The organism is Amycolatopsis sp. NPDC047767, assembly GCF_040704195.1.
In the GTDB taxonomy this organism is placed as follows: Bacteria; Actinomycetota; Actinomycetes; order Mycobacteriales; family Pseudonocardiaceae; genus Amycolatopsis.
Window position 1 is genome coordinate 76,660 of record NZ_JBEYSJ010000030.1, and the last position, 16,621, is coordinate 93,280.

Sequence of the window (16,621 nt, forward strand, 5' to 3'; positions counted from 1 at the left end):
ATCACCGGTTCGAAGCCGACTTCACGAACTTCCCCAGATCCTTCGACTGCTGGATCCGCGTCGGTTCGTGCACGTACATCATGTGCCCGGCCGGGTAGTACGCCGTCTCGATGTTCTCGCGCAGTTCGTCCGGGATCTGCAGGTGGGCGAGCACGTGCTCGGACGCGAAGTACGCCGTGGCGCCGTCGTAGTGACCGAACGCGACGTGGACCTTCAGGTGCGGGTTCGCGCGCATGGCGGCGCTCACGGAGTCCACAACGGACACGAACCGGCCCTCGAAGTCCTTGTACGACCACGCCTTGAAGACATCGCCGGACAGGATCTCGTACGGCAGGTCGTTCTGGTACCCGAGCTCGGCGCGGATGTAGTGGTTGAAGCCCGCCGAGTAGGCGCCGATGATGCGCGAGATGGACGCGTCGTCGCTCATGTGCTCGCGGCCGCCGTCGACCTCCCACGTGGTGAAGCGGCCGTCCATGCGGCCGACGAGCAGGCCGCGGTCGCGCAGCAGCTCCGTGAAGAAGCGGACGTGCTCGATGCGCAGGTTGACCCGGTCCACATAGGACTCCGAAAGCCCCGTCAGTGAAGCCAGCGTGGCCACGGCCTCCGCCCGGTCCTGAGTGGACAGCCGCGCACCACGAGCCAGGGCCCACGGCAGTTCCTTCGACGCGAAGTCCTCGGCGTCGGCGAGCACGTCGTCGAGGGGCCGCTCGCCGTGGAAGCCGTGGTAGTGCGCGATGGCCGCGTAGGTGGGCACGTAGAGCGAGTACGGCAGGTCGTTGCCGTCTTGGAAGCGCAGCGTGCCCATGTCGAGCACGGACGAGATGAGCAGCAGCCCGTTGAGGTACAGGCCGTAGCGGTCCTGCAGGTGCCCGGCCAGCGCGGCCGCGCGCAGCGTGCCGTACGACTCGCCGGCCAGGAACTTCGGCGACAGCCAGCGCTCGTTGCGCGAGACCCACAGGCGGATGATCTCGGCGACCGACTCGATGTCGCCCTGGAACCCGGTGTAGTCCTTCGACTCGCCGCCCTCGGTCACGCGCGAGTAGCCCGTGGAGACCGGGTCGATGAACACCAGGTCGCTGTGCTGGAGGAGCGTCTCGGTGTTGTCCTCGAGCCCGTATGGCGGCGGCACCAGGTCGTCGACGTCACCCGAGAGCACCCGCCGCGGGCCCAGCAGGCCCATGTGCAGCCAGATGCTGGACGAGCCGGGGCCGCCGTTGAACGCGAACGTGACCGGGCGCGTGCCCGGGTCGGCGTCGTCGAGCGTGTACGCGGTGAGGAAGACCTCGGCCTTGGGCTTGTGGCCCTCCGACTTCCCGTCCTTCTGCACCTCCTGGCGCAGCACCACGCGACCGGCCTGCGCGGTGTAGGCCAGTTTGCGGCGTTTGACCGTGAGCGTGTGGTGCGTGGTCACGAGGTCGTCGACGGGCTCCGGCGGCTTCTCCGCGGTGGCCGGCTTTTCAGGGGTCTCTTCGGTGGTGTCCGACATGGACCCAACTTAGCCAACCTCGCTGTGGAAAGCTGACGGAATGCGCTGGCCCGCCACGATTCCCGAAGCCCGTGAGGCCCAGGACGCGCTCCGCGGCCGCGTGGACCTCACCGACGCCCGCCCGGCGCCGGCGACGGTGACCGGCCTCGACGTCGCCTACGACCCCGCCGGCACGCGCATCGCCGCCGCCGCGGTCACGCTCGCCCTCGACGACCTGCGCGTGGTCGAGGAACGCGTGGTGACCGGCGAGGTCACCTTCCCGTACGAGCCTGGCCTGTTCGCCTTCCGCGAGCTGCCGCCGCTGCTCGACGCCGTCGCCGCGCTCACCCACCCGCCCGAGGTGTTCGCCTGCGACGGCCACGGCCTCGCCCACCCGCGGCGCTTCGGGCTCGCGTGCCACCTCGGGGTGCTCACGGGGACCCCGGCGTTCGGCGTCGGCAAGACCCGGCTCGTCGGCACGCACGCGGAGCCCGGCCCGCAACCCGGCGACACCGCCCCGCTGCTGGACGGCGACGAGCAGGTCGGCGCCGTCGTGCGCACGCGGCCCGGCGTGAAGCCGGTGTACGTCTCCGCGGGACACCTGATCAACCTCGACCACGCCGTCCGGCTCACGCTCGCGTTGAGCCCGCGCTACCGCCTGCCCGAGACGACGCGCGCCGCCGACCACCTCTGCCGCGCGGCCCTGGCCGGCCGCTGATGGACACCCTCGCGGAGCTCGACGCCGCGGTCATCGAGTGCCGCGCGTGCCCGCGGCTGGTGGCGTGGCGCGAGAAAGTGGCGGCCACGAAACGCGCCGCCTACCTCGACGACGAGTACTGGGCCAAGCCCGTGCGCGGCTTCGGGCCGGCGAACGCCGCGCTGGCCGTGCGGGCTCACCCTCCGCGTCACCCGTCTTGTCTCGCCCGTCCGCTGCGCGCCACCCGAGAACAAGCCGACGCCGTCCGAGCGCGACACCTGCCGCCACTGGCTCGCCGACATGGGGTGGCCGGTGCCGTCGCTGAAGCCGGCGTTCGGCCACGGGACCGTCGTCGGGCTTGGTGACCTACAGCTGCACGGCTGTTACCACGTGTCACCCCGTAATGTCCAGACGGGCCGTGTGACTCACGCGATGGTGTGTGACGTGTTCGCCTCCGCGGCCAGGGCCGCAGGCCTCTTCTGAATCGTTACCGCCTGCATGGCGATGCTGGTCACAGCGGGGCGGGGTACCCGAGCGATACGGCTCGGCAAGTGCGACTATGGAGTCATGGCTGTTAAGTCGGAACCGACTCGGATCCTGATCCTCGGTGGTGGATACGTCGGCCTGTACACCGCGTACGGGCTCCAGAAGATGCTGCGCGCCAACGAGGCCTCCGTGACCGTCGTTGACCCTCAGCCGCACATGACCTACGCGCCGTTCCTGCCCGAGGCGGCGGCCGGCGCGATCGAACCCCGTCACGTGGTGGTGCCGCTGCGCCGCGTGCTCAAGCGCTGCCACGTGCTCACCGCGCGCGTGACGAAGATCGAGAACGAGCGCAAGGCCGTCACGGTCGAGGCCGCCGACGGCCACATCGAGACGCTGAACTACGACGTGCTCGTGGTCGCGCTCGGCGCCGTCGCCCGCATCCTCCCGATCCCGGGCCTGGCGGAGCAGGGCATCGCCTTCAAGACCATCGGCGAGGCCATCTACCTGCGCAACCACATCATGACCAAGCTCGACGAGGCGGCCAGCACCCTCGACCCCGAGCTGCGCAAGCGCCTGCTGACCTTCACGGTCGTCGGCGGCGGCTTCGCCGGCATCGAGGCGCTGGCCGAGCTCGAGGACATGACCCGGTTCGCGGTGGAGAACTACTACCCGAACATCAAGCCCGCCGACATCCGCTGGGTGCTCGTCGAGGCCGCCGGGCGGATCCTGCCCGAGGTGCGCGAGACGCTCGGCGTGTACACGGTGCAGCAGCTGGAGAAGCGCGGCATCGAGGTCTACCTGTCGACGGCGGCGAAGTCGTTCGAAAACGGTCACGTCGTGCTGTCGGACGGAACCGAGTTCGACACCGACACGCTCATCTGGACGGCCGGTGTGAAGGCCAATCCGGTGCTCGCCGACTCCGACCTGCCGCTCGACAAGCGCGGCCGCGTCGAGGCCACCGCCGCGATGCAGGTCGTCGGCCACCCCGAGGTGTGGACGGCGGGCGACAACGCCGCCATCCCCGACCTCTCGCGCACCGAGCAGGACCCGACGGCGACGTGCCCGCCCAACGCGCAGCACGCCGTGCGCCAGGCCACGCTGCTGGCCAAGAACATCATCAAGGTCCTGCGCGGCGGCCAGCCGAAGGACTACTTCCACAAGAACCTCGGTGCGGTCGCCAGCCTCGGCCTGCACAAGGGTGTCGCCGACGCGCTGAACCTGAAGATCAAGGGCTTCCCAGCCTGGCTCTTCCACCGCGCGTACCACCTCAAGGCGATGCCGACGTGGAACCGCAAGACCCGCATCCTGTTCGACTGGATGCTCGGCGGCCTGTTCCGCCGTGAGGTGATCTCGCTCGGGCAGATCAACAATCCGAAGGAAGAGTTCGCCCGGGTTTCGAAGGGCTGAGTGTTCCCACGCCGAAGCCGGACCTCCTCGACGGGAGGTCCGGCTTCGGTCGTTTTACGGCTCGACCAGGCGGTAGCGGGCCATCATGCAGTCGTCCTCGTGGTCGAGGATGTGGCAGTGCCAGACGTAGCCCTGCAGGTCCATGTTCATGCCGGGCATCGCTGTGGCGGCCGGGGTGAACGTCGCGTCCGGGTCGAAGCCGAGCTCGTCGGCCGTCGGGAAGTGCACGAGGAAGCGCGTGACGGTGTTCTGCGGACAGTTCACGGTGTCCTTCGGCCCCGCTTCCCACGGCGCGGGCGGCTGCGGCGGGCCGATGAGGAAGTCGTCCGGCGGCGGCGCCCATTCCGTGTGCAGGGGCGGGCGCGGGTTCGCCAGTGAGTAGGCGACCGGGTCGAACATCTGGCGGTTGAGCAGGTGCAGGTTCACCAGGTGCAGGTGCACGGGGTGGTCCTCGATGGTGAGGTTCACGACCTCCCACAGCTCCGTGGTGCCCTGGCGCGGCATCGCGATCGGGTCGTCCTCGAAGCACAGGTTGTTGAGCGACATGCCGATCGGCGGCCAGCGCGTGAGCTTGAGGTCCTGGGTGAGCGTGACGACGCGGCGGCGATCGGGCGCCGACGGCTTTTTCGTGACACGCAAGCGAGTCGGCAGTGCTTGCTGGTGACCTTTCGCGCCCGTGCTGGTGAACCGCACGACGTCGGGCAGCGGCTGCGCGCCGGTGACGAGGGCGATGAGCGCGGCTTCGGTCTGGTCGTTGATCAGGTCGACGTGCTCGCCCTTTTCGAGGTCCGAGAAGTCGACCACGAGGTCGGCGCGCTCGCCGGGCGTGAGGCGGATGTCGGTGGTGACGACGGGGGCGTCGAGCAGGCCGGCGTCGTTGCCGATCACGTGGAACGGGCGCCGGTCGCGGAAGAACAGGTGGTACGCGCGGAAGTTCGACGCGTTGAGCACCCGGAACCGGTACTGGCCGCGGGCGACCGCCGCGTACGGCGAGACCTTGCCGTTGACGGTCATGCGATCGCCGATCTGGCCGCCGTCCCAGTGGCCCTGCGGCACGAGGGTGAGGGTGCGGTAGTTGAGCGAGCCGTCGGCGTGGAAGCGGCGGTCGGCCAGGATCAGCGGGAGCTCGAACTCGCCGCTGGGCAGCCGCCACGCGTTGGTGCGGTCGCCGGTGTCGCCTTCGTCGCGCAGGAGGTACATGCCGGCGAGTCCCGCGTGGACGTTCAGGCGCGTGAGGCCCATGCCGTGGTCGTGGTACCAGAGACCGGCGGCGGGCTGGCGGTTTTCGTGGCGGTAGGTGCGGCTTTCGCCGGGGTGGAAGACGTCCATGGGGTGGCCGTCCATCTCGGGCGGCGTGACGGCGCCGTGCAGGTGGACCGAAGTGTGGGGCCTGGTGCGGTTTTCTTCGGACGCGCCGTCGAGCGTGGGGTCGACGTCTGCGGCGAAGAGGTGCTTGCCCAGGTTGTTGTCGAAGGTCAGCTCGAGGCGCTGGTTCGCGCGGGCCTCGATGGTGGGGCCGAGGTACTCGGCGCCGCCGTAGGACCAGGTGGGCGCGGGGGCGAGGTCGCGGTGGAAACGGTGGGTGGACTCGGCCATGGCGAGGCGCTGGTCGCCGCGGATCGTCTGCGGGATCGGGAGCTCGTCGACGTAGGGCGCGAGGTCGGGCGAGGGGAAGGTGCGGAGGTCCACGTCGGTTCGCGGTCTGGCCGGGATCGCGGCGGTGGCCGCGGTGGCCGCGGTGGCTTTGAACAGCCGTCGACGGGAAATGCCTTCTGCCATGGGAGGTTCCTGTCCAAGTGATAGTGAGCTATCAGTTGGTAGTGTAGGGCATGCCCCCGCAGCCGCTGCGTGCTGACGCCGCCCGCAACGCCCGCCGCATCGTCGACGCCGCCTACTCGGTCTTCACCGCCGGCGGCGTCACCGTGCCGATGGAGGAGATCGCCGCGGCGGCCGGCGTCGGCGTCGCGACGCTGTACCGGCGATTCCCCCACAAGCAGGACCTGGTGCGCGCGGTGCTGGAGGCGCGGTTCGACGAGGCGATCGCGCCCGTGCTGTCCCGAGCCGCCTCCCTCGACGATCCGCGGGAGGGCGTTTACGTCGCACTGGAGGCCGCCGTCGGTCTGGCGGCCGCCGAGCAACCGCTGTTCGCCGCGGCCAACAACGTGGGCGCGCTGACGATGGACCTGGCCTGGCGCTTCTTCTCGCCGGTGGCCGCCCTGGTGACCGCCGGGCAGGCCTCGGGGGCGTTCCGCCCGGACCTCGTGCCCGACGACGTCCCGCGCCTGGTGCTGATGCTGCTGGGCACGTTGCCGTCATTCCCCGCGGGCGCCTCGGAGGGCTGGCGGCGGTACCTGGACCTGCTGATGGACGCGCTCGGCCCGGTCGGCGCCTCGGAGCTCGCGCCGGCATCCGCTGTGGCGGATCACACGCCGCACATCTGACGTCCCGCGGCGGCCCCGCTAAGGTGTCGGTGCCCCCGTAGCCCAACTGGCAGAGGCAGTCGACTTAAAATCGACCCAGTGCGGGTTCGAACCCCGTCGGGGGCACTGCCGGCGCAGGTCAGGGCGTTTCCCCTGGCTCTTCGTCAAGATCAACCCCCGGTTTATCCCGGGAATTGGCTGAGCCCCGTCGATCCACATGCTTTCCATCGCGATCGCGTTGTCACGAGAGACGACCGTGCGGCCCATGTAGACGTCCTGGGTGATCGATGGCCGGGCGTGCCCGAGCTGGTCGGCGATCTGGCGTGAGCTGAGCTTCGCGTCGTCAAGGCGGCCCCTCCGGGGCGGCTGAGCACCGTGTTTAACCCGCGGGCAAGCGACCATCCGCCGGCGGGGCCGTCAACAGGTCTATTGATCAAGAGATGTCCTCGCCGGACGGGCAGGTCTCCAGGATGGTCGAGCCGAGCACGCCAGTTGCGTCCGTGTGTGCCTGTCGTCCATCCCGACCTCCCGCGGGCTATCAAGCCTGTCAAGGGCGCAGTCCCGAGGTATGCCGGCGGCAGGCAAGCCGGTGCGCCGTTGACAGGCTCGATCGGGCTGGCGCCAGTCGGCGGCATGGACGAAGAGGCCCTGCTTGTAGTTAATCTCGGAACTGGGTGCGTGCTGGCATGATCAGTACAACTAGCCCCGGCAGTGATGGACCAGCCGATGAGGACTTGGCTGTGCTGTCGTGTCGGATCAGAGCTGGTCGTTGTCCGAGTCGCGTGCCCATTGGTTGCGCGGCCGCAGACGCGAGAGGATCCTGGGGGCCTCGTCGCGGACCCCGTCGTCGTCATCGGCAGCGAGCTCGTGCAGTTGCTGGATCAGCCGATCCGCGCCTGCGGTCGTCATCCGCTCCGGGTTGCAGTCCAGAGCGGCCACGAGCTCATCTCTGGTCGAGAACTCGACGGCTCGGCTGCTCCCCAGCAGCACGCAGCGCAGGCCAGCCGTGTCCTTGCGTGTGAGCAGGGCCTCCGCGGTCTCCTGGGTGACCGCGGAGTCTCGGAGATCCAAGAGGAGACTGTGGAGGACGTCCGTGATTCCGTCGATCTTGTCCGATGCCGCGAGCCGCCGACCGGCCGATGCGCGGACGGACCAGTCTGGGGAGTCGGCGTCCTGAGCGGCGGTCAGTTCTTGATCGTCGGGAGACTCCATGCCCCCAGCCTTCCAGGGACGTCGTTGATCTTCACTCGATTTCCTAGGCCCTCACTGAGTAGGTGACCGGTGAGTCGCTGGATTGCCAGTCAACTGCCAGAAATCAATGCCAGAAGTCGACAACGGTTGGCGCACAGCGGCAGAGGTAGGAACCAGACCAGAACGTCAGGGATTCGAATCTCTGGGCCCGTACCGCACAGTCCTGCCTCACAGTGCCGGACTGCTGCCCGCGAAAGCCGCAAGTCACCGGGCACGTCGACTCCTTAGCTCGACAAGCCAGTCCCGCACCTGGCTGTCGTCATGCAGGTAATCCTCGCCAGGCCCATGACGCAGATCGATTCCGAAGAGAAGTTGCAAGGCCCACAGGCTCAGCTCATCCCACGAGGGCCCGTCATCAGTCAGCCACCGACCAGCCCACCGGTCGACAGCGTCACGGCTCATTCGCCCGTCAAGAAGCGCGACGAAATGCGCCTCGATCTCGTCCAAGTCCGGCTGCTCACCAGCGATCACGCATCGACCGTACCCGCCGTCGTGGCTGGTGAGCGCCAACAATGCTCGACGACACTCGGCAGTCGCCGATGTGGACCGAAAATCGACCCGGCCCAGGTCAGAGACGCGGCCAGGGGCGTAATCAAGATCAAGCCCCCCTCGGGGGCGAAGGTGTTGCGGGTCCGATGATGCGCAGCGCGTGGTGGGGCACGGTGACTTCCACTTCGCCGTTGAGCTCGTCGAGGTCGCGGTGCAGCACGAGCGCGGTGAGCGGCGGGGTGGTGGCGACCAGGACCCGGGCGAGCGGAATGGTCCGGACCACCTCGAGGACGCGGGCCCGTGCTCGCAGCGCCGGGGATGAACGCGGGCGTGGGCTGCCGAGGACGACTTCTTCCGGCCGGTAGTACACCGTCCCCCGCGTCGCGCCGTTGCCGGGGTCCGTGGGGTTGATCGGCAGGTCGCCGACGTGCAGGCCGTTGGTGTCGTGGCGTGCGGGGCCGAGGGCGGTCCAGCCGAGCAGGCGCGCGGTGACCGCGTCGGTGGGGTGGCGGGTCAGGTCGGCTGTGGGGCCGGTCTGGCGGAGGGTGCCGGCGTCGAGGATGGCCAGGTCGTCGGCGAGGCGGAGTGCTTCGTCGCGGTCGTGCGTGACGTGGATGGCGGGCACGGCCAGGTCGCGCAGCGTCGCGCGCAGTACCTCGCGCAGCTCCTCCCGGACGGGCTGGTCGAGTGCCGAGAGCGGTTCGTCCAGCAGGAGGGCGGCCGGGCGGGCGGCGAGGGCGCGGGCCAGCGCGACCCGTTGCCGTTCCCCGCCGCTGAGTGAGCGGGGCGCGCGGCGGGCGAGGTGGGCGATGCCGAACCGCGCGAGCAGTTCCCCCACTTCCGGGGTGCGCCGGTGCCCGCGCAACGCGGGGGCGAAGCCGACGTTGTCGCGAACGGACAGATGGGGAAACAGGGCGGCGTCCTGGAAGACCACGCCGATCCGGCGAAGGTCGGCGGGCAGGCCGGTGATGTCCTGGCCGTCGACGCGCACCCGCCCGCGCCCCGGCGTGCGGAAGCCGGCGATGGTGTCGAGCAGCATGCTCTTGCCCGCGCCCGAGGGGCCGAGCACGACCAGGACGCGGCCGGCGGGCACGGTGAGGTCCAGCGGCCCGAGCTGGAAAGAGCCCGCTCGGGTGAGCAGGTCGGTGACGGTGAGCACGCGTCACCGCCGGGGCCGGGTGCTGCCGACGAGCCACCCGGAGGCGAGCGTGCGCAGCACGAGGAACGTGGCCAGGGCGACGAGCAGGAGCAGCACCGCCGCCGACGCGGATTCGGCGAGCCCCGAGGACAGGAACAGGTTGTAGATCGCCACCGGGGCGGTGGCCGGGTAGTAGGCGAGGATGACGACGGCGCCGAACTCGCTGATCGAGCGGGCGTACACGAGCACCGCGCCGGTCAGGACTCCGCGCCAGGCCAGCGGAAGGCTGACCCGCCGGAACGTCTGGCCCGGCGAGGCGCCGAGGCTTCGGGCGGCACGTTCCACGTTCGGGTCAAGGGCTTCGAACGCGACCCGCGCGCTGTTGACGGCGAACGGCGCGCTGACGAACAGCATCGCCACGATGATCCCGGCTTGCGTGCCGTAGAACGACAATCCGATGGCCTGCGACGGGGCGCCGAGCCAGCCCGTGCGGCCGAACACGAACAGCAGGGCGATCCCGGCGACCGTGTGCGGAACCGCCAGCGGCAGGTCCACGATCGCCTGCACCAGCGCGTGTCCAGGGAACCGCCGCCGGGCCAGCAGGTAGGCGAGCGGGACACCCAGCACCGTCGCGACCACGGCGGTGATCGCGGCGTCCTGAACGCTCAGCACCAGCGCGTCGAGGATCTCGTCGTCGGCCGCGGCGTCCCGGAGACTTCCGGGCGAGGTGGCAGTGACGAGGCCGAGTACGGGCAGCAGGATGAACCCCAGCAGCAGCCCGCTCGCGACCCACAGCCCTGCCGAGAACAACCCGTGCACCCGCCGCGGCGCCGCGCGGCCGACCGTCTCGTTCATTCAGCCCCCGGGCAGCGTGGCCGGCACCGTCTGCGGCCGCACCGACGCGGGCACTTGCGCGCCGTCGGCGACCCCGGCGACCGCCGGGTTGACCACGGTGAACCCGTTGTCGGACATGATCTTCTGACCCGCCGGCGAGAGGACGAACTCGACGAACCTCAGGCCCGCCGTCGCGTTGGGCGCGTTGGTCGGCACGGTCAGCGCGTACACGATCGGCTTGCCCGTCCGTGGCCCTGAGGACGTCGGCACGCTGACCGTCGCGTACGCCGCGGCTTGCGCCGGGTCGGACAGGTCGATCTGGCTGGGCAAGTCCAGGAACCGCAAGTGGTGCTGCAACGCGTCGGACCGGTAGATCCCGAGGTAGTCGATCTGCCCGGTGGAAACCGCCGGCAGCAGCTGCGTTTCGGTGCCGACCATCGTCTCGGGCGGGGAGTTCGCCAGCACCGCGGCCGACAGATTCGGCTGGTGGTAATGGTTCTGCGCCAGCGCGAGCATCTGCAACGTCTGGTACCCCGACGGATCTGTGTCCGGATTGGACCGTCCAATCCGGACCCCCGGCTGCGCCAGCACCTGGAACCAGTTGTCCGCCGTCAGGCCGGCGGCACCTTTGCTCTGGTCGGTGTAGGCGAAGGTGATGCGGTTCGAGGCGAACCCGACGTACCAGTTCGCGAACTGCGTGCCGTACATCTTCGACGGGATCAGCGAGTAGTCCGCCACACCCAGCACGTCGACCGGGTTGTGCAGCTCGGTGATGCCCCGCACCACCTCGACGCTCCCGGCGAAGCGCGACTGCACCGTCACACCCGGGTTCTCCGCCTTGAACGCCGCGATCATGGCCGTGAACGGCTTGGCCAACGTGCCCGCCCCGTTCACGATCAACGTGCCGGTGACCGGCACGGCGGAACCACCCGCCGGAGCCGACGGTGCCGGCGGCGGCGACCCGCACGCCGCTGCCACAGCGGCCACCGCACCGATTGCCAGGAACCTGAGTCCGAAGCCACGTCGCATCGTGCGCCCTCCTGCCGCGTCGCAGAGTGAGCAAGGCTACCGACCGTGAGGTCCGGACGACAGCGCCGAACAGTCCACACCTCACAATCAGGACGCACGCAAGGACGGGAAGGACGGCAGTGAGCTGGTCGACGGAGGTGCTCGCGTTCGTCGCGGGCTTGATCATCTCGACGGTGACCGCTCCCGTCGGCGTGTCCGGCGCCGTCTTCCTCCTGCCCGTGCAGGTCAGCGTCCTGGGCGTCCCGAGCCCGGCGGTCACCCCGACGAACCTGCTGTTCAACGTCGTCGCCGGCCCGGGCGCGCTCATCCGGCACCGCCGCAACGTCCACCTCCGCGGCCCGCTGACCCGGCTGCTGCTGGCCGGTACCGTTCCCGGCGTCGTGATCGGAGCCGTCATCCGCGTGTTCGCGGTGCCCGGCCCCGGCGTGTTCCGGCTCCTGGTCGCGGCCTTCCTGGTTCCCCTCGGCCTGTCGCTTTGCGTTCGCGCGCTGCGTCCGGCCGAGCACCACGCCGATACGCCGCCGTCGCCGCGCGCGACCGTCGCGCTGGCCCTGGTGGTCGGCATCGTGGGCGGGATCTACGGGATCGGTGGCGGCTCGCTCCTCAGCCCGATCCTCGTCAGCCGCGGAGTGCCCGTCGCCACCGCCGCCCCGGCCGCACTCGCCTCCACCTTCGTCACATCACTCGTCGGCGCCACGTCGTTCGCGCTGCTCGCGATGACCTCGACCGGCGACATCGCTCCCGACTGGTTTGTCGGCCTCGCCTGCGGCCTCGGCGGCTTGTTCGGTGGCTACCTCGGCACCCGCTTGCAGCCCCGGCTCCCCGAAACCGGCCTCCGCCTCCTGCTCGGCATCCTCGCCCTGGGCATCGGCGCGCTCTACGTCGTCCAAGCCACGCTCGGCTGAATCCTGGCGCGACCGGAATCCGTCCGGTGCCTGGCCGATCAGGTGTTCGGAGTTTCGACGACCACGGTGGTCGCCTTGATCACCGCGACAGCCACCGAACCCGGCTCGAGGCGAAGTTCCCGCACCGCCTCGGTGCTCATCAAGGAAACCACGCGGTCCCGGCCGCACTGGATCTCGACTTGCGCCATGACGTTGTCGGCGACGATCGAGGTGACCAGCCCGACCAGCCGGTTGCGCGCCGAACTCCCCACGGCAGTCGGGTCGGGAGCGGAGTCGCCCTGGCTGCGAGCGAACTTCGCCAGCTCCCCACCGTCGATCACGGACCGCTTGCCCCGATCCTTGGTCGCGGTGAGCGCCCCGGCGTCGATGTGGCGCCGGATCGTGTCGTCACTCACGCCCAGCAGCCTCGCTGCCTCGGAAATCCGGTACTGCGGCATCCGGGAAGCATAGACGCGGGGCGGCCGGTGGACATTCGGCACGGAGCCGGGTGACGCGGACTTGGGCGTGAGGGGCGTTTCGCGGCCTGGCTCTTCGAGAATCGGGGCCAGGCCACGAAAATTGTCAGAACGCGTGCTCGTGCGTCAGCTCGTGACAGCGTGGTTGTTGTCGCGTTCCGCGGGGCCGTTGTCCGGCGCCGGCTGGGGCGTGCCGGAGTCGGTGACGGTCTTCTTCACGGAATCGAGGATGGCCAGGCCCTGGCCGACGAGGCCGGCCGCGACCTGGCCGAGGCCGTCGGCTCCATTGAGGACGGTGACGTTCGCGCCGCTGAGGCCCGCGGCGGCTTCCTTCACGATCTGGGGCAGCTGCTCGATGAGGAGCCGGTCGAGGGCGACGCGGTTGTGGGACGCGGCGGCGGCGGCCGTGACCTCCGTGGCCTCGGCGTCGGCGCGGGCCATGATGCGCACCTGTTCGGCGCGGGCCTCGGCGGGTTTGACGACCTCGGCCACCAGTTGTTGCTGGCGCAGCAGCGCTTCCCGTTGCGCCAGTTCGGTCCTGGCGTCGATCACCTCGCGTTGGGCCATGGCCTGGGCCAGCGGACCGGCCTGAGCGGCTTCGGCCTGAGCTTTATCGACTTCGGCCTTGTACTGTGCCTGCACGACGGAGGTCTGCCGCGCGTACTCCGCCTGCCGCCGTTGCGATTCCTGCTCCGCCTCGGCCGCGGCCTGGTCGGCGCGGGCTTGCGCGATCTGGGCCTCGCGCTGGATGGCGGCGTTGTGCGGTGCGGCCATGGCGGCGATGTAGCCGAGTTTCATGTCGTCGATCGACTGGATCTGCAGGGAATCGATGGTCAGGCCGATTTTCGCCATTTCCGCGGCCGATCCGTCGAGGACCTCGGTCGCGAGCTTCTGGCGCTCGGTGACGATCTCCTCCACGGTCATCGAGCCGACGATCGAACGCAGGTGACCGGCGAAGATACGGCCGGTCAGGACCGACATCTGCTGCTGGTCGGACAGGAACCGCTGGCCGGCGTTGACGATGCTCTCGGTGTCGTTGCCGACCTTGAACGCGATGACCGCGCGGACGTTGAGCGCGATGGCCTGCTTGGTCACGCAGGTTTCGGACACCTCGGCTTCGGACATACTGAGCGTCAGGAACCGCACTTTCCGGAAGAACGGCATGACGAACGCGCCGTGCCCGGTGACCACCCGGAACGGCGTCTCTCCCGTGCCGCTGCTCTTGCCACCGGAAATGAGCATCGCCTCGTCGGGTGCGGGCACGCGATAACCGAACATCGTCGTTCTCCTAGCTGCTGGTGAAGGGATCCGTCCAGGCGATGACCTCGACGGCACGATGGGGGAGGGATTCGACGACGAGCACGGTCGTGCCCTTCGCGAGCGGCACCTCGGAGTAGGCCCGGTAGGTCTCGGTGCCGCCGCGGATCCGGACCAGGACCTCACCGGGGCCTTCCGGCCCGCGGGTGCCGATGAGCAGCACGCCGGTCCGCCCCTGCGGCGACCGATCGGCGTGCATTACCCGACACCTCCGGACAACTCGGGCGTGGTGTCCCACCTGCTTGGGTCCAGAGCCGGCGGCACCGGTGCGGCACCATGGGAACGATCGGTGAAGTGTCCCACGGCGGCACACCCGCCACCAGGGCACAACTGCGCCACGTCGGCGTCGGAGTTGTTGCGATTCGCGGGGCGCGGGGGAATCGGGGGCTGTGCAAACGTCGGCGGAAGGGGCACGCCGGACACGTTCGGGCAGCTGGCGATGGCGTGGCGCGGGGCTGGTTCCGGTGGGTGGAACGTCGTCGCGCTTGATCGACCGGGCTGAGGTGGAACTGTGCGAGTTCGGATCTTGTTTACGCGATCGGTACCGGTTCGGCGGAAACCGTCGCGGGGGTGGCGATCCACTGTGGACCGACTGGCGCCGGCTCGTTGACGAACGGGGGGTCCGTTGTCAACGAGCCGGCACCTCGGTCAGCGCGCTCGCCGTACTACTTCTTGGCGGCGGCGACCTTCTTGCGCGCCGGGCGCTTGCGGGCCGGCGCCGAGGGCTTGGCGGCTTCGAGCTCGGCCTGCTCGTAGGCGCTCACGACGTCGGACGGGATGCGGCCGCGCTCGGAGATCTGGTAGCCGTTTTCGTTGGCCCACGCGCGGATCGTGCGCGAGCGCTCGCGGTCGGCCGGGGTGGCCGCCGTCGGCTGCCCCGCGGCGACGCGCACCTTGCGGCCACCGGTCTTGCGGGCCGCACCGATGTAGCGCGCGAGCTCATCGCGCAGCGCGGCGGCGTTGTCGTCGGACAGGTCGATCTCGTAGCTGACACCGTCGAGTCCGAAGGGGACTGTCTGGGTGGCCGGGCTGCCGTCGATGTCGTCCAGCATTTCGACGAGAACCTTCTGGGCCATGAGTGCTCCTTTGAAATTGGCGTGCATGCTGACCGTGACCAGGCGCACGAATGTGGCGATCGTTTGTGATCGTAGCATCGAATGGTCGGGGAAATGCAGGCACCGAAACTGTCGGGGAAACTCCCGGTGCGGTTGAGGCGGTGTCGCGGGTCAGGAAACGTCGACGGAAGGTGACCAAAAGGTCTCGAACTGCTCCGTCACGCCGTGGTACTGGCCGGCCCGGCGTTGCGCTTCGAGGTCCGCGGAGCTGTCCATTGTGTGATCGGGTTCCGCGTAGCGGGCCGGGTCGAGCTTCTTCCGGTTCTTGCGCGCGAGGTGGCGCGGGGTGCCTTCATGGACGAAATCCGCAGCGATCGCGAGGGCTTTGGCGGCCATCATGCCTCCGCCGGACGGAGTGGGCGGTCCGAGGTAGATCAGCCAGTCGGCCACGTCGCAGACGCGGATGAATTCTTCCTCGGTGCAGTGTGCGGCCCAGTCTGCTGCGGCGTCCTCGCCGTACTGGGCGGTCCACTGCGCGGTCAGCCGTCGAGTTGTGGAGAGCACGAGTGCTCACATTACGGGCACAGGAACAGGTTTACGCCGAGATCGCCGTCTCAGCCGGACGCGACGAGCGCGCAAGCCATTCCGAGGCTCATGCCCGCGCGGGACAACGCGTGGGTTGGGTTCGTGCGCCACGCCCGGGGACCGTGTGGGCGGCTTCGAGGAGGAACCACGCGGCCGCGGCGAAGGTGATGGGGGTCCACCAGCCATGGCCCATGGTGGGCATGGTGAGCCACGGGCCGTGGTCGTGTGCGGGATGTGGCATGGCGGTGAGCATGAACAGCATCGTCGTGATGGGGGCGAGGTGGTGGAGGCGGCGGGTCGTGAGGGACCAGCCCAGAGTGAGCAGAAGCACGGCCTGCCAGCCGGCGGCGGGGATGGGGGCGCCGACGGGACAGGTCATGGCGATCATCGCGGAGCAGAGGACGAGTTCGGCCACAGAGTCGGAGCGGGTCGGCCGCCGGAGCGACGACGAGGCGTTGGCGGGCAACGGCGGGTCCGCGGCGGTGGCGGGCGACGGCGGCCCCCGGCGTTGGCGGGCAACGGCGAGCCGCCGGCGTTGGCGGGCAGCGGCGAGCCGCCGGCGTTGGCGGGCAACGGCGGGTCCGCGGCGATGGCGGGCGACGGCGAGCCGCTGGCGTTGGCAGGCAACGACGAGCCCTCAGCGTCGGCGGGCAACGACGGCCCCACAGTGTTGGCGGGCAACGATGAACCCACGCCACACGACAACGCCTGACCACCGTGGACATCCACTGGAGACTCGCGCCGCCCAGTGACCTCCGCCGGAGCAGCAGGAACCCCACGCCAGAGCTCCGCCAGTGGCACCCACGCCAGCGCGGCGAACGCGGCCGTCAGCAGCCAGGACAGGGACGCCGGCACGAGGGGGACCCCTTCCACCGGAGGTGATCGAAACGAGTACCCGGTAGACCACGCACAGTCGCGCTTCGTGACAGCCGACGGGAAATGCCCCCGGACGAGACAGGAATTGTCGAAAACGAAAGGGCAGACCCGTTGCCCGCCAGGCCCACCAGCCGTGACCTGCGTCTCAAGGGCGCGCGACGTAAGGGAGCCGACGTGAACAGGCCACCTGGTGTTCGTGTTGGCTCAAACAG

Annotated in this window: 17 protein-coding genes, 1 tRNA gene and 1 pseudogene; 6 read left to right on the forward strand and 13 right to left on the reverse strand. The window is 69.7% G+C overall.

Annotated features, from left to right (window positions below):
- Position 1: 1 nt before the first annotated feature.
- Positions 2 to 1,486 (reverse strand): peptidase S10, encoded by a 1,485-nt coding sequence (locus AB0878_RS37825; RefSeq protein ID WP_366585667.1) that lies wholly within the window; start codon positions 1,484 to 1,486, stop codon positions 2 to 4.
- A gap of 40 nt (positions 1,487 to 1,526) precedes the next feature.
- Here AB0878_RS37825 and AB0878_RS37830 point away from each other — a divergent pair, with 40 nt between their 5' ends.
- The 3 genes and pseudogenes from AB0878_RS37830 to AB0878_RS37840 all read left to right on the forward strand — a co-directional run bounded on the left by AB0878_RS37830 (position 1,527) and on the right by AB0878_RS37840 (position 4,055).
- On the forward strand, positions 1,527 to 2,183 hold the full coding sequence (locus AB0878_RS37830; RefSeq protein WP_366585669.1) for an endonuclease V: 657 nt from the start codon (positions 1,527 to 1,529) through the stop codon (positions 2,181 to 2,183).
- Positions 2,183 to 2,645 (forward strand): annotated as a pseudogene (locus tag AB0878_RS37835) (hypothetical protein). The gene AB0878_RS37830 and the pseudogene AB0878_RS37835 overlap by 1 nt, the downstream one beginning before the upstream one ends.
- A gap of 84 nt (positions 2,646 to 2,729) precedes the next feature.
- Positions 2,730 to 4,055 (forward strand): NAD(P)/FAD-dependent oxidoreductase, encoded by a 1,326-nt coding sequence (locus tag AB0878_RS37840; protein WP_366585671.1) that lies wholly within the window; start codon positions 2,730 to 2,732, stop codon positions 4,053 to 4,055.
- A gap of 54 nt (positions 4,056 to 4,109) precedes the next feature.
- On the opposite strand, the gene AB0878_RS37845 is transcribed toward AB0878_RS37840, so the two are convergent.
- Positions 4,110 to 5,834 (reverse strand): multicopper oxidase domain-containing protein, encoded by a 1,725-nt coding sequence (locus tag AB0878_RS37845; RefSeq protein WP_366585673.1) that lies wholly within the window; start codon positions 5,832 to 5,834, stop codon positions 4,110 to 4,112.
- 50 nt (positions 5,835 to 5,884) lie between these two features.
- Between AB0878_RS37845 and AB0878_RS37850 the strand changes: the two genes are divergently transcribed.
- Complete coding sequence (locus tag AB0878_RS37850; protein WP_366585675.1) at positions 5,885 to 6,496, forward strand: TetR family transcriptional regulator; 612 nt, start codon at positions 5,885 to 5,887, stop codon at positions 6,494 to 6,496.
- Between the two features lie 31 nt (positions 6,497 to 6,527).
- Positions 6,528 to 6,601, forward strand: a tRNA-Leu gene (locus tag AB0878_RS37855).
- A gap of 630 nt (positions 6,602 to 7,231) precedes the next feature.
- On the opposite strand, the gene AB0878_RS37860 is transcribed toward AB0878_RS37855, so the two are convergent.
- From AB0878_RS37860 to AB0878_RS37880, 5 genes are all read right to left on the reverse strand, one after another.
- Positions 7,232 to 7,687, reverse strand: coding sequence for a hypothetical protein (locus tag AB0878_RS37860; RefSeq protein ID WP_366585677.1), 456 nt, complete (start codon positions 7,685 to 7,687; stop codon positions 7,232 to 7,234).
- A gap of 243 nt (positions 7,688 to 7,930) precedes the next feature.
- Positions 7,931 to 8,197: a hypothetical protein gene (locus tag AB0878_RS37865; protein ID WP_366585679.1), complete on the reverse strand. Its 267-nt coding sequence runs from the start codon at positions 8,195 to 8,197 to the stop codon at positions 7,931 to 7,933.
- A gap of 127 nt (positions 8,198 to 8,324) precedes the next feature.
- The gene (locus tag AB0878_RS37870) at positions 8,325 to 9,374 is read right to left on the reverse strand and encodes an ABC transporter ATP-binding protein (RefSeq protein WP_366585681.1); all 1,050 of its coding nucleotides are present in this window, start codon (positions 9,372 to 9,374) and stop codon (positions 8,325 to 8,327) included.
- A gap of 3 nt (positions 9,375 to 9,377) precedes the next feature.
- Positions 9,378 to 10,208, reverse strand: coding sequence for an ABC transporter permease (locus AB0878_RS37875; protein WP_366585683.1), 831 nt, complete (start codon positions 10,206 to 10,208; stop codon positions 9,378 to 9,380).
- Positions 10,209 to 11,174, reverse strand: coding sequence for an extracellular solute-binding protein (locus tag AB0878_RS37880; RefSeq protein WP_366585685.1), 966 nt, complete (start codon positions 11,172 to 11,174; stop codon positions 10,209 to 10,211). It abuts the gene before it with no gap.
- A gap of 161 nt (positions 11,175 to 11,335) precedes the next feature.
- Between AB0878_RS37880 and AB0878_RS37885 the strand changes: the two genes are divergently transcribed.
- On the forward strand, positions 11,336 to 12,121 hold the full coding sequence (locus AB0878_RS37885; protein ID WP_366585687.1) for a sulfite exporter TauE/SafE family protein: 786 nt from the start codon (positions 11,336 to 11,338) through the stop codon (positions 12,119 to 12,121).
- Positions 12,122 to 12,159: 38 nt separating this feature from the next.
- Here AB0878_RS37885 and AB0878_RS37890 read toward each other — a convergent pair whose 3' ends face one another.
- From AB0878_RS37890 to AB0878_RS37915, 6 genes are all read right to left on the reverse strand, one after another.
- Positions 12,160 to 12,558, reverse strand: a complete 399-nt coding sequence (locus AB0878_RS37890) for a TOBE domain-containing protein (protein WP_366585689.1) — start codon at positions 12,556 to 12,558, stop codon at positions 12,160 to 12,162.
- A 144-nt stretch (positions 12,559 to 12,702) separates the two neighbouring features.
- Positions 12,703 to 13,854, reverse strand: a complete 1,152-nt coding sequence (locus tag AB0878_RS37895) for an SPFH domain-containing protein (RefSeq protein ID WP_366585691.1) — start codon at positions 13,852 to 13,854, stop codon at positions 12,703 to 12,705.
- Positions 13,855 to 13,864: 10 nt separating this feature from the next.
- On the reverse strand, positions 13,865 to 14,092 hold the full coding sequence (locus tag AB0878_RS37900) for a hypothetical protein (RefSeq protein WP_366585693.1): 228 nt from the start codon (positions 14,090 to 14,092) through the stop codon (positions 13,865 to 13,867).
- Positions 14,093 to 14,558: 466 nt separating this feature from the next.
- On the reverse strand, positions 14,559 to 14,969 hold the full coding sequence (locus tag AB0878_RS37905) for an Lsr2 family protein (protein ID WP_360594053.1): 411 nt from the start codon (positions 14,967 to 14,969) through the stop codon (positions 14,559 to 14,561).
- A 150-nt stretch (positions 14,970 to 15,119) separates the two neighbouring features.
- On the reverse strand, positions 15,120 to 15,512 hold the full coding sequence (locus AB0878_RS37910) for a hypothetical protein (protein ID WP_366585695.1): 393 nt from the start codon (positions 15,510 to 15,512) through the stop codon (positions 15,120 to 15,122).
- A gap of 88 nt (positions 15,513 to 15,600) precedes the next feature.
- Complete coding sequence (locus AB0878_RS37915) at positions 15,601 to 15,948, reverse strand: DUF5134 domain-containing protein (RefSeq protein WP_366585697.1); 348 nt, start codon at positions 15,946 to 15,948, stop codon at positions 15,601 to 15,603.
- Positions 15,949 to 16,621 lie beyond the last annotated feature (673 nt).